The following is an 11505-nucleotide window of genomic DNA, read 5'->3' as shown; positions in this document are numbered from 1 at the left end:
GAAGTAGTGTCCTCGGGTGAGCAGCGCTCGCCTGGGACATTATTCTGTGTAAGGTTGAATGTTATCCACTTCCATACTGTAAGCCGCAGTTCCGAACTCGCTTTCTATTTTCAATGTTCTCAGTTTCCCTTCTATAGAGAAAGGTTCATACAGAGCGTCAACTTGAACTCCCTCAGGAAAACTGCCATGGATAACCTGATTTGGGGGTGGGGGCGGCAGGTGGATACAGGCTCCGAAGTAGGGAACAAAAAGGAAATTGGAAATTGTTAATTCGTCATTGAATTCAATTGGAACTATAAACCCAGCAATACGTATCTGTTGGTTGTCGAACTCTGGTTTTATTCGGGTGGAAGTCAAAGCGGCTTGGTAGCGGCTTTCATTTTCGCTCGTAGTGGCAATAGCTGATGAGTTAGGCATTGAGTCGGCAGTGGAGCCTTCAACAATATCATCTATGTATTCTGGTGGGTTGAGTAACGCATCCAGATCATCTTTTGGGATTAACTCTTCCCAGCTGACTTCACGATAACTGATACTTACCTGTTTGACTTGAGTATCTTCAGCGACTGGCGCTGAAACTTGATTGGTTTCAACTGGGCTATCACAGCCAGCTACGAGTAGTACGATTGCCAGGGTGCAGGCTGATGAGAAGAGATATCTGTTCATGGCTGGGGTTTATTTATCGTATTAAATGATTTGATATATCATTATATATCTGTTTGCAAAAATCCATGCTGCAAATGAGGTGCAAGATGAATGCTTTCACTACGAAATTGAAACTAGCGGTTGAAGTGGAGCAGCTGCGCTTCGCCTATCGTACAGGTCCTTCGGTTTTAGAGGTCCCTTATTGGTCAGTACCTGTCGGTGAGCAGGTATTTTTACGTGGCCGCTCCGGTAGTGGTAAATCAACACTGCTGAACCTCCTGGCCGGTATTCTGTCGACAAAAGTTGGAAGCCTTAAGGTTCTGGGTCAACCACTGGGTACACTGAGTGAGCGCAAGCGGGATCGCTTCAGGGCGAGACATATTGGCGTTGTATTTCAGCGCTTTAACCTAATTCCCTATTTGAGTGTGGAGGACAATATTCGTGTCGCTACCCACTTTTCTGGTTTCCGTGGCGATTTTCGCGGCAGGGTTAATGAGCTGCTAACGGGACTCTGTTTAGGAGAGGAAATTTTACCCAAGAAAGTGGCCAGCTTGAGTGTCGGACAGCAACAGAGGGTGGCAATCGTGCGGGCATTGATCAATGAACCGCAGTTATTGCTGGTTGATGAGCCTACATCTGCTTTGGACCCTGAAGCGAGAGATGCTTTTGTCCAGTTGTTGATGACTGCATGTCAGCAAAAGAAATGCACTCTGATCTTTGTCAGCCACGATAGCTCTTTGGAACGACACTTCCCTCTGGTTATGGATATGCGCGAAATAAATATTGCCTGGAAACTTAGGCCCGAGTGGGACACTGCACCGGAGGCTTTAGCCGATGTTTTTTAAACTTGCTTGGCAAAGCCTGATGCAGCGTAAGGGTAGTGTGTCACTGGCCGTATTGTCTGTAGCAATCAGTTTGATTCTAATGTTGGGGATCGAGCAGTTGCGAAGCCATACTAAAAACAGCTTTAGTCGAACTGTGTCAGGGGTAGACCTTATTGTTGGGGCACCTACGGGACAATTGAATCTCTTGTTATACAGCGTATTCCATATTGGGAATGCCAGCAATCATATTTCATGGGATAGCTACCAGGAACTTACTCACTTACCCCAGGTACGTTGGGCGATACCCCTATCCCTGGGGGATTCGCACCAAGGTTACAGGGTGGTGGGAACCTCAACGGGATTTCTCGATCACTATCGGTATGGGAATAAGAGGCCATTGGAGCTATCAACCGGCCAGAATTTTATCGATACTTTTAGTGTCATATTGGGGGCGGAGGTCGCTCGGGAACTCAACTACCAACTTGATGACACTCTCACATTGGCGCACGGTTTGGTTGGAACGCTCTTCACAGAGCATGGTGAAAACCCCTTTATCGTTAGTGGCATACTCAAGCCTACTGGTACACCAGTAGATCGAGCACTCTATGTAAGCTTGGCGGGACTGGAAGCCGTTCATGGTGCTGATGCGGAGCACGATGATCTGGTGCCTAATAACATTACTGCCTTCTTACTCGGGCTTAATTCCCCTATAGCTACATTTCAGGTACAGAGAAAAATAAACGAATATTCGAAGGAGCCGCTGCTGGCAATATTGCCGGGCATTGCACTATCGGAGCTTTGGCAGATATCCGGTGGTATAGAAAAGGTATTATTTTTTGTCTCAGCTATGGTGGTTTTGGCTGCATTACTTGGCTTATGTATCTTACTACTTTCCACGATGCGCGAGCGCAGACTGGAGATAGCACTACTGAGAACTGTAGGTTCTGGCCCTTTGTTTTTATTCCTATTGATCCAGACTGAGGCATTTTTGGTTTTACTTTTAGGTGCGACAATTGCTGTTTCTGGATTGATAATGGGAGGCTGGCTGGTTGAGCCAATTCTGACAGATAAATTTGGAATCTATTTGGACGGCGTTGTTATAGGCGAACATACGATTGTGCTTTTAGCTTTAGTACTGGTAAGCACATTAATTGTAGCTGCTATTCCCGCTATAAGTGCATGCCGCCAGTCTTTGGGGGATAGTGATCTTCTGCATTGACTAGAAGATGAGGCGGAGCCAAATTCAGAGTAAGACTTTCTCTAGATTTTGATGTCAGAGGTAACCGAATATCTTTTATTTTATGGGCGATATTAGCTTTGTAATTTCTATATATATTTGCTTTGTTGCCTTTCCACACCATTCGTGATCCTATTTCCAGGCTGCGAGCTTTTCCTGTCACTGGGACTATTTATATCCCGTGGCTTGTAGCAGCCTACAAACACTATCTAATAATTTTTCATGACAAGGAAATAGTTTTGAATAGGATAATACTAACAATCTTAATGTTGCTGGGTAGCCTCAATATATTTGCTTCAACCCCAGATATTGAGCAGGCCAGAGATTCCTTAGAGATTGTGAAAGAATTAACCCCCTGGCCTTGGGAAGAGCCGGTAACTCCAATTATTGAAGAGTATCTGGCAGCTGATTTTGATCAATATTCGGGAATGGCAAAATCCCACTACATGGTTGAAGAATTACTGATGCACAAGTGGGGGCAGTCAATCACAGAATTTATTGTATTAGCTGAGCTTCTATACACGTTTCAGCCAGAAGATTACCAGAAGCAATATAGGCCGGAATTTGATGCCGCTATTGCCGACCTGAATCTATTCAGGTTGGCGATTAATGAGTTACTGCTTCCCCATGTGCCCGGTTATAAACTGAAACAGCAAATTTTGACTAAGCGCTTTGATGGCGAGGGTATGGTAATTGCTGTTTTTGATTTGTTTGATCCGACACGCTTACAAGAGCAGCGCGAACAGTATCCCAATATTGAAGCGGAAGTTGCCTTTGGTGATCCCATCACTTTCCTTCATGGTAACACCGTAATTGATATCATTTTGGATATTGCTCCGAAGGCGACTATTGTACCCGTTAGTGCCGAGAGCAAAACTTATAATGATGCAATGGCCTATATGCGGTATCGAGATGACATTAGTGTGATCAATATGAGCCGTGCATTTCATATCACCAATGACCAACTCGACCCAGAGTTTGCAGAGCATCTTTCCGCTATTTTACAAAGTAAGATTTTTACCAAGTCACTGGGGAATACAGGTACAGATCTTGAGCATAACAACACCGATGTCAGAGAGCGCTTGGAGCTACCACCACTCGGCAGCTTCTTTACCTATGACCTGGATTTAATCAGGGCATTCCTTGCTCAGAATGAAGGGCAGGCCGGTGCTGAGAATTTGTTTTTTGCAATCAACCTCCAGCCATTCTCAAATGAGATCTCACTTACGGCGACGGTTCCGGGTTACAACCCCTTGGCTATTAAGCAGAGCTTTGCTATTGCCGGCGATGCAGTATATTCAGCTTCCAGTCAAAACTTTGAGTCTGGTAGCTCTTTTGCCGCTCCTCAACTAGCGGCTGTCAGCCTATTGCTCCTTGAAATGGCAGACTACTACGGCCTTAGCAGGGTAGAAGCTGCTCAACTAGTGAGCAAGTCATTGAAAGATAATGCTCGCCGCAGTTGGCTAGGTGATCACAACACCGGGCTTGGGTTCGTTGACGCCCACCGGGCTATGAGCGCTATTCTGAGAGCGAATAGCAAATAAGCTTGATTTAGTCATCGAGTTGAATGAGAGTGCGCTGGCAGGTTGAATATTTGCAGCCTGCCAGTTACCTGTATAGATGGTACTGTGGGTAAAGGAAGTGAATAGGAATAGGAGTGAATATTGAACATACTTTCCGCTCATATGGGGTCCTCATTCAATGAATTATCTCCACTGTTGCAATTTGCACACACTGGGATGAAGAGGTATGAGGGTTCTGTTGTCGTCAAACGAGGTGGGGTTATTGCGAATACTATTTGTTCAATATTTAGATTCCCGAAGGCGAGTTCAAGTTCGCAGTTAGTTGTTGATTGTGGACACTTTTCCGATCGGATGGATTGGGTGAGAGATTTCGATGGGTTCAAGATGAGCTCATCATTTTATTCAGAAAAAAATTATCTGGTGGAAAGGCTCGGCCCTTTGGAAATGCAGTTTACCGCTCATAATGTCAACGGAGCACTTGAATATCAGTTTTCGAAAACGAAGCTATTAGGTATAGCTTTGCCAAAATTTCTTTGGCCCAAAGTCAAGGCTTATGAAACAGAGAGTGAAGGGCAGTATCAGTTCAGTGTCAGTGTGCACATGTTTTTAGTGGGGTTCATTTTATCATATGCTGGCGATCTGAAAATTACGGAGCCCGCTTGATTTAAAATGCCATTAGGGAAGAGCGATCTCAGTAACAAGCTCTTCCCCAACAACAATACATGATTTACTTACCTGGTATTAGAGGCTTCCGCTAGTCCCTTCAGGAGTTTCTGACTATCTGTATAAGCGCCAAAGACACCTCCCTGCATAGTAATCATCTTGAGAGCCGACTCATGGTTGCCGATGTCGGTAGCCCCAGTGCAGTCTGATAGAAGCAGGCACTCGAATCCTCGATCATTTGCTTCCCTCATGGTGGTGTGTACGCATACGTCGGTTGTAACGCCCACGAGAATCAAGTTATCGATCCCTTTAAGCTTGAGTATTAGCCCGAAGTCTGTAGAAAAGAAGGTACCTTTGCCTGGCTTATCAATAATGACCTCACCAGCTTTGGGCGCTAGTTCAGGGATCACGTCCCAACCAGGTTCCCCTCTGACTAAAATACGTCCACATGGTCCCGGGTCGCCGATACCCGCAGCAATTTGTCGTGAGCGCCAGCGTTTGTTTGGAGGGAGGTCAGAAAGGTCGGGGCGATGCCCCTCCCGGGTGTACATAATGTGATAGTTTTCTGCCCGCATCGCATTCAATACTTGCTGGATGGGTTCGATGGGCTTGCGCATTGCCTCCAGATCATATCCCATCTTGTCGACATAGCCGCCGGGGCTGCAAAAGTCCACCTGCATGTCAATAACCACGAGAGTGGTGTTTTCTGGCCTGAGATCCCCATTATATGGCCACTTGTATGGGGTGGCCTCGACAGGGCCATTTTTGTCCGATGAATCTGAAGTGCTCATTGTCAAGGCCTCTACTTATTGATAGAGAAAGTGATTGCCAATGGATAATAGCGTTGATTGAGAGCTTGATTGATTGGTAAGACTTTATTGGGCGCACAATTCTTGCTTAGGTGAGGTATGACCGAATCCACATAAGTAATGAATGCTCATCTGGTAGTGGGTTTAGGCGTATCTCTCCTATATCTTTTGTTCATGAAAGGCCAAAACATTGCGACATATATTTTGTGTATTCGTTTCTCTTCAACTATTTGATCAAATTTAAAAGGCCGCCTTTATTCGTATATCTAGCATATGAAATTTCGAGTGCGATTTTATTTTGCGCTAAATATCTACAAACAAGATCACGGTTGGATAGTTGAAGCTTACTTCTATATTTCGGTTCAAAGAGTTCGTTCCACTGATATGTGGAAGTGAAACGTCACACTTTTTTTATTGAAAAATTATCTATATTATCCTGCGGGTCATTTTGAGTGAATTTTAGTGGGGCTTATTTGGTACTCCCTTCTGGTTTAGAAATATAGGGATTAAAGAATATCCGCTTATGTATTCATCTTTGAAGTTAAGAACCGTTTTTGGATGTAAGTAGTTAAAGGAAAGTTTGTGGAAAATCTTAAGAAGGGAATTTTCGCTGGTGTTGCATTACTGATTATTCCTATCGCCATGGGGACTGTTTTCACGGTTGACGAGGGGCACGTAGGAATTGTAAAGCGATTTGGTAAGGCAATCTCACAGGTTGATCCTGGAATTCATACGAAAGTCCCATTTATGGACAATGTGGTCGAAATCGAAGTAAGAACCCGGAAAAATGTTGAGACGATGAATGCCGCCACTGCAGAACAAATGCCGTTAAAAGCAGTGACTGCGGTGAACTGGACGGTAACTCGCAGTGCAGCCATTGATTTGTATAAGCAATATGGCGGTTTAGAACAATTTGAACAGCGGATTCTCGATCCCAGGCTGAGAAGCGCCAGTAAAGCTGGTTTGGCTGAATTCAAGGCAGAGCAGATTATCCAGAACCGGAATGCAGCAATTCGACGTATTGAGGAACTCTTGGAGGAGGAAACCAAGGGGTTGCCTATGGAATTGGGAGATGTACAGATTGAGAGCATCAGCTTGCCTCCCAAGTACATCCAATCTATTGAAACCAAGCAGACAGAGTTGAACCTGGCGGCTGCCGAAAAGCATAAATTGGAACGTCAAAAACTGGAAGCGCAACGTGAGGTGAATACTGCTAATGCGCGCCGTGATGCCACCAAAGCTAAAGCAGATGGTGAAGCCCATAAGATTCGTGTAGAGGCCGAGGCGGAAGCTTTTGCGATTCTGGAGAAAGGGGAAGCGGAAGCCGCAGCGATTAAAGCAAAAGCTGATGCGATTGCCAGAAACCATACCTTGGTTGAATATACCCGCGCGCAGCAATGGAATGGTCAAATGCCTTCAACGATTATGGGTGGCGATCAGCCAATTCTGTGGGATATGGGGAATAACTCAGACCGCAGAAATTAAGATGGCCCAAAGCTAGATTTTGCTCGCTTTTTACACAAAAGGTTTGGCGTTTATCAATAGGAAACGCCAAGCCTAGTTTGTTCAGTTGGCAGTATTTCCTAAATTCTAAATGATGGTACAGTTATTACTTAATAAGGACTGTTTGTTAGTCTCTTAGTTACTTGACTTGCCAAGTAACTCCTCCCAATATCCGAAAGGTACTTTTCGGTGTGCTAATTACCCAGTTTATCCGGATTAAATTTATTGATGTTCCTCGGGTATCACGCACTCTAAATCAAGGAGATTCCGGTTGAAACACTTTATATGGTTTATCACTGCTGCAATATTGGTTTTTGGTGTCAGCAACTCGGTGATTGCAGAAGATGGGGGCTCATGTAGCAAGTTATGTACTTTTGTGCTCAAGAATAGTCGGACCTCAGAATATACGGTAATTAATAGGGAGAGGGCAGCCAGGCAGTTCACACCATTCTCTACTTTTAAGGTTCCAAATACCCTTATTGCACTTGACTTGGGTTTAGTTGAGAACCTGTTACAAGAGCTAACCTATAATCATGACAAATACCCGGCTAAAGGGTGGTGGCCTACAATCTGGTCAGAAAGACCTTTGACAATTCGCGAAGCATTTCAAAATTCAGCGGTTCCGATCTATCAGCAATTAGCAACGGAGATTGGCGCTAAGAGAATGAATCAGTATTTGGCAGGTTTTAATTATGGTAATCGGGATGCTTCGTCTGGTATTGATACCTTCTGGCTCAATGAGAGTATCAAAATATCCGCGTTGGAGCAGGTAGACTTCCTGGAACGTTTATTTACTGGTCAATTACCTGTATCGCAGTCAGCTATAGATAAAATTAAAGAAGTGATGCTGGTAGAGGAGACTGATACCTATAAGTTATATGCAAAAACAGGAGGAGGGCCAATAGCTAAAAATAAGGCTTTAGGCTGGTATATTGGAATTGTAGAGTCCAATAACAATATTCATTATTTTGCGATTAACATAGATGGCAGCAGTTTTCGGGAAGTACAAAAGAAAAGAATTGAAATTGCCAGAAAGAAACTATCTGAGTTGGGGGTTATTTAGGCTCTTTATAGCAAAGCTGTGGTACGTCTGTTTTGCAATGGTTAGGGCTTTTTGATTGATTGTTGTGAGTCAATCGGCATAATGGCGATCAAATTCACTTTCATATGGGGCTTCCTATGGGAACTCAAGCTGTAAAAGTTATATTTGCTTTATTCATCAGCACCTTTTGCTCATTATGCCTGGCTGCCGATAAAGCAGACAATTTGGATAAGCTTCTGCTTGTATCGGGTTTCACCAAGCAGGTTGAGGGGTTTCCTGAGCTAGTAAAATCTGGATTTGCGGAAGGCGTACAGCAAGGTGCACCAATTCCTCAGGATAAACTGCAAAAGATTCTTGAAAGTGCAGATAATACAATTTTACCGTCCATCATTATGGAAGAAGTGCGCTCGTCACTGAGTACTTCTCTGACCGATAAAGATGTTGAGGTCTTATTGGCTTGGTATGAGTCAGATATCGGTAAGAAAATTACTAAGGCTGAAGAGGAAGGAAGCTCTGAAGAGGCATTCCAGAATTTGATGGCTAATGCACAGCAGTTGATGGCTGACACAAAGCGCGTTGAAATGGCAACTCGTATTGATCAGCTTGTTGGTGCTACCGATATAGCGATGGAGATGCAGGTCTCTACGGGTATTGCTGTCTATTCCGCAGTGATGGCAGTGATGGCTCCCGGCCAAGAGATCAATCTAGATGCTTATAAGGCACAAATGGAGGCAATGAAGCCCCAGATGCGTCAAAATGTTGAGCAATTTGTAACTCTCTCTTTCGTGCAAACTTATCAAGGATTCGACGATGCAAGCCTAGCGAAATATGAGGAGTTCTTGAGCCAACCAGAAGCTAAAAAATTCAACTCCTCTTCAATGGCAGGGCTAAATAAAGCTCTAACACAAGTAATCGGCCGTTGGTCCGGTGATATGGCCTCTATACTTAAGAGTGAAGCGAACTGATTATGGGGTAGGGAGCTCCTGAATATCTTTGTGCTTTCTAATTAGATATTTAGGGGTTCCTCGGCCTACAGCCTGCTTCCATATTAGCCGTAAAGGAAGCAGGCTGGTATGATCAGCATGTTTTAACTATTTCTCTCTATACTCTAAGGTGAGTTTCATAAGCTCGTCAGTTATTTGATAAAATAGCTTGTCAATTCAGATCATTATATTCTCTTGTACTTCGACAGTCCTGTTAGCCGGGATACGATAATATTCAATAGCACTGCTTGAATTCCTTACCATTGCAGCAAAGATCCGCTCTCGCCAATTTGCCATTTTGCTATAGCCACCTTTAACAGGAAATATATTGTATCGGCAGGTAAAGAAAGAAGACTTACTTGGATCTATATCCAAAAGGTGCATTTTGTTGAGTTTATTTATGGCCCCTTCGACATCTGGGCGTTCCATATATCCATAACGTAAGATTAGCCTGAAGCATCCCTCTCTGATCTTACTAATGATTGCTCGATTCTTTGGTAGTACTTTTGGTGTATTGGCCGACGTAACGGTTAGGAAAAGGTTCTTTTCATGAAGGACACTATTATGTTTCAAATTGTATATTAGGGCATGAGGTACAAAGAGTTGATTGGTTCCCACAAATATCGCTGTTCCAGGTACTCGTAATGGGGGGTTATCAAAAAGTGAGTTTAAATAGGGTTCCAATTTATAATTCTTACCCTGCAAGTAACAATTTATTGCTTTTTTTCCATCTCTCCAAGTAATCATCAGCATCGCAATAAATGCGGCTAAACTTATAGAGAACCACCCCCCGTGGCCAATCTTTGCCAGGTTTGAAGTAACAAAGGCAAAATCAATAAAAGCAAAGAATGAGCCGACAGCTAGGCAAATTAGCAGATTGTATTTGAGGTAGTGGCGATACACGATTGCTGCAATGCAGGAGGTAATCAACATTGCGCCACTCACTGACACACCATAAGCACTAGCCAGGTGGACTGAGCTTCCAAAGAGAATTGCCACTAGTATTACCGCTGTCATTAATAGGTAATTGACCCCGGGCATATAAACTTGTCCCACGAGTGCTGATGACGTGTGCCGGATGGCAAAACGGGGCATCAAGCCAAGTTGGATTCCTTGTTTTGTCAGGGAGAAGGTCCCCGAAATACAGGCCTGGGAAGCGATGCAGGTTGCTACAGTTGCAAGAATAATCATTGGGTAGAGCGACCAGTCCGGGTACATCCGGTAAAAGGGGTTGTCTACCGCAGAGGTGTCACTAATAAGTAGAGCGCCCTGTCCCATATAGTTCAACACGAGGGCGGGGAACACCAAACCTATCCAGGCAATTCTTATAGGCATGCGTCCAAAATGCCCCATGTCGGTATATAGGGCCTCTCCTCCGGTAAACACCAGTAATACTGCACCTAATATCCAGAATGAAGCCATGCCATGGTTAGTGAGGAAGCTAACAGCATGCAAGGGATTAATGGAGTGGAGAATTACAGGATTCTGGAGCACCCAGTAAAGGCCCGCGAGCAGCAAAACTAAGAACCAGATGGCGGTAATCGGGCCGAACAGTTTCCCCACGGTTTCGGTGCCGAAGCGCTGTACAAAAAACAATCCAAAGAGTATGCCGATAGAAATTGGCAGGATAAACGGTTTTAGAGTTTTGTTGACTATCTCCAGTCCTTCGACTGCGGAGAGAACGGAGATGGCTGGTGTGATAACGGCATCACCAAAAAATAGTGCCGCGCCACAGATCCCGCCGCCGATAATGAGCTTTCTTAATAATTCTCGCCCTTTTGTCGCTTCCAGGGCCAGTGTCATCAGCGCCATGATCCCACCTTCTCCTCGGTTATCCAGGCGCATTACCAATATGACGTACTTAATAGTGACAATGAGGGTAAGTGCCCAGAAGACAGCAGAGACCCCACCAATAATGGTCTCGGTGTTATGGGGAATTCCAAACCGGGGGTGGAAAATCAGTTTAAATGCGTAGAGTGGGCTAGTGCCGATATCACCAAATACAACCCCGAGAGCGGCAAGTGATAGAACCCAGTGTTTTCTTGCGCCTTCTGAGCGAGATTCCATTTGCAACTCTTATCATCCGGTGTCATACAAAGGCAGTGATTTAAGACTTATCAGGGAGTTTGCTGTCATCACTTGGATGGTGGATATCAGCGCGCAAGAAATTAATTTTCCCTGAGACTGATCTTAGCAATACATTGCTAAGGCACCATGTGAACTACTGTGCAGGGTGCAAACTTACGAGCCGATAAAGTGAGATGTAAGAGAGGCATCCG

10 protein-coding genes are annotated in these 11505 nt (G+C 44.5%); 7 read left to right on the top strand and 3 right to left on the bottom strand.

Annotated elements, in window-relative coordinates; all coding sequences use genetic code 11:
* Positions 1-39: 39 nt before the first annotated feature.
* Positions 40-663, bottom strand: coding sequence for a DUF3299 domain-containing protein (locus tag ACJJIZ_RS14770; protein WP_444908152.1), 624 nt, complete (start codon positions 661-663; stop codon positions 40-42).
* Between the two features lie 86 nt (positions 664-749).
* Between ACJJIZ_RS14770 and ACJJIZ_RS14765 the strand changes: the two genes are divergently transcribed.
* From ACJJIZ_RS14765 to ACJJIZ_RS14750, 4 genes are all read left to right on the top strand, one after another.
* Complete coding sequence (locus ACJJIZ_RS14765; protein WP_444908153.1) at positions 750-1487, top strand: ABC transporter ATP-binding protein; 738 nt, start codon at positions 750-752, stop codon at positions 1485-1487.
* Entirely contained in the window at positions 1477-2685 is a 1209-nt protein-coding gene (locus ACJJIZ_RS14760; protein WP_444913940.1) for an ABC transporter permease, read from the top strand. The genes ACJJIZ_RS14765 and ACJJIZ_RS14760 overlap by 11 nt, the downstream gene beginning before the upstream one ends.
* A gap of 257 nt (positions 2686-2942) precedes the next feature.
* Entirely contained in the window at positions 2943-4247 is a 1305-nt protein-coding gene (locus ACJJIZ_RS14755; RefSeq protein WP_444908155.1) for a S8/S53 family peptidase, read from the top strand.
* 120 nt (positions 4248-4367) lie between these two features.
* Positions 4368-4889, top strand: coding sequence for a DUF4166 domain-containing protein (locus ACJJIZ_RS14750; RefSeq protein ID WP_444908156.1), 522 nt, complete (start codon positions 4368-4370; stop codon positions 4887-4889).
* A 68-nt stretch (positions 4890-4957) separates the two neighbouring features.
* Here the strand turns inward: ACJJIZ_RS14750 and biuH are convergent, their stop codons facing one another.
* Positions 4958-5680 carry a biuret amidohydrolase gene (gene biuH / locus ACJJIZ_RS14745; protein WP_444908157.1) on the bottom strand — a complete coding sequence of 241 codons (723 nt, stop codon included), beginning with the start codon at positions 5678-5680 and terminating at the stop codon, positions 4958-4960.
* 600 nt (positions 5681-6280) lie between these two features.
* Here biuH and ACJJIZ_RS14740 point away from each other — a divergent pair.
* The 3 genes from ACJJIZ_RS14740 to ACJJIZ_RS14730 all read left to right on the top strand — a co-directional run bounded on the left by ACJJIZ_RS14740 (position 6281) and on the right by ACJJIZ_RS14730 (position 9208).
* Entirely contained in the window at positions 6281-7183 is a 903-nt protein-coding gene (locus ACJJIZ_RS14740) for a prohibitin family protein (protein WP_444913939.1), read from the top strand.
* A gap of 289 nt (positions 7184-7472) precedes the next feature.
* A complete protein-coding gene (locus tag ACJJIZ_RS14735) occupies positions 7473-8264 on the top strand; it encodes a penicillin-binding transpeptidase domain-containing protein (protein WP_444897471.1) in 792 nt (263 codons plus the stop codon).
* A 116-nt stretch (positions 8265-8380) separates the two neighbouring features.
* Entirely contained in the window at positions 8381-9208 is an 828-nt protein-coding gene (locus ACJJIZ_RS14730) for a DUF2059 domain-containing protein (protein WP_444908159.1), read from the top strand.
* A gap of 195 nt (positions 9209-9403) precedes the next feature.
* On the opposite strand, the gene ACJJIZ_RS14725 is transcribed toward ACJJIZ_RS14730, so the two are convergent.
* Positions 9404-11293 (bottom strand): potassium transporter Kup, encoded by a 1890-nt coding sequence (locus ACJJIZ_RS14725; protein WP_444913938.1) that lies wholly within the window; start codon positions 11291-11293, stop codon positions 9404-9406.
* Between the last annotated feature and the right edge of the window lie 212 nt (positions 11294-11505).

The sequence above is a fragment of the Microbulbifer maximicatervae (SeqCode) genome (assembly GCF_052467225.1).
Note: the sequence above shows the minus strand (reverse complement) of the source record. Positions and strands in the feature narration are given on the sequence as shown.

Coding starts and splice junctions, on each gene's coding strand:
- ACJJIZ_RS14770 (WP_444908152.1), bottom strand. CDS start 663: ATGAACAGATATCTCTTCTCATCAGCCTGCACCCTGGCAATCGTACTA.
- ACJJIZ_RS14765 (WP_444908153.1), top strand. CDS start 750: ATGAATGCTTTCACTACGAAATTGAAACTAGCGGTTGAAGTGGAGCAG.
- ACJJIZ_RS14760 (WP_444913940.1), top strand. CDS start 1,477: ATGTTTTTTAAACTTGCTTGGCAAAGCCTGATGCAGCGTAAGGGTAGT.
- biuH (WP_444908157.1), bottom strand. CDS start 5,680: ATGAGCACTTCAGATTCATCGGACAAAAATGGCCCTGTCGAGGCCACC.
- ACJJIZ_RS14730 (WP_444908159.1), top strand. CDS start 8,381: ATGGGAACTCAAGCTGTAAAAGTTATATTTGCTTTATTCATCAGCACC.
- ACJJIZ_RS14725 (WP_444913938.1), bottom strand. CDS start 11,293: ATGGAATCTCGCTCAGAAGGCGCAAGAAAACACTGGGTTCTATCACTT.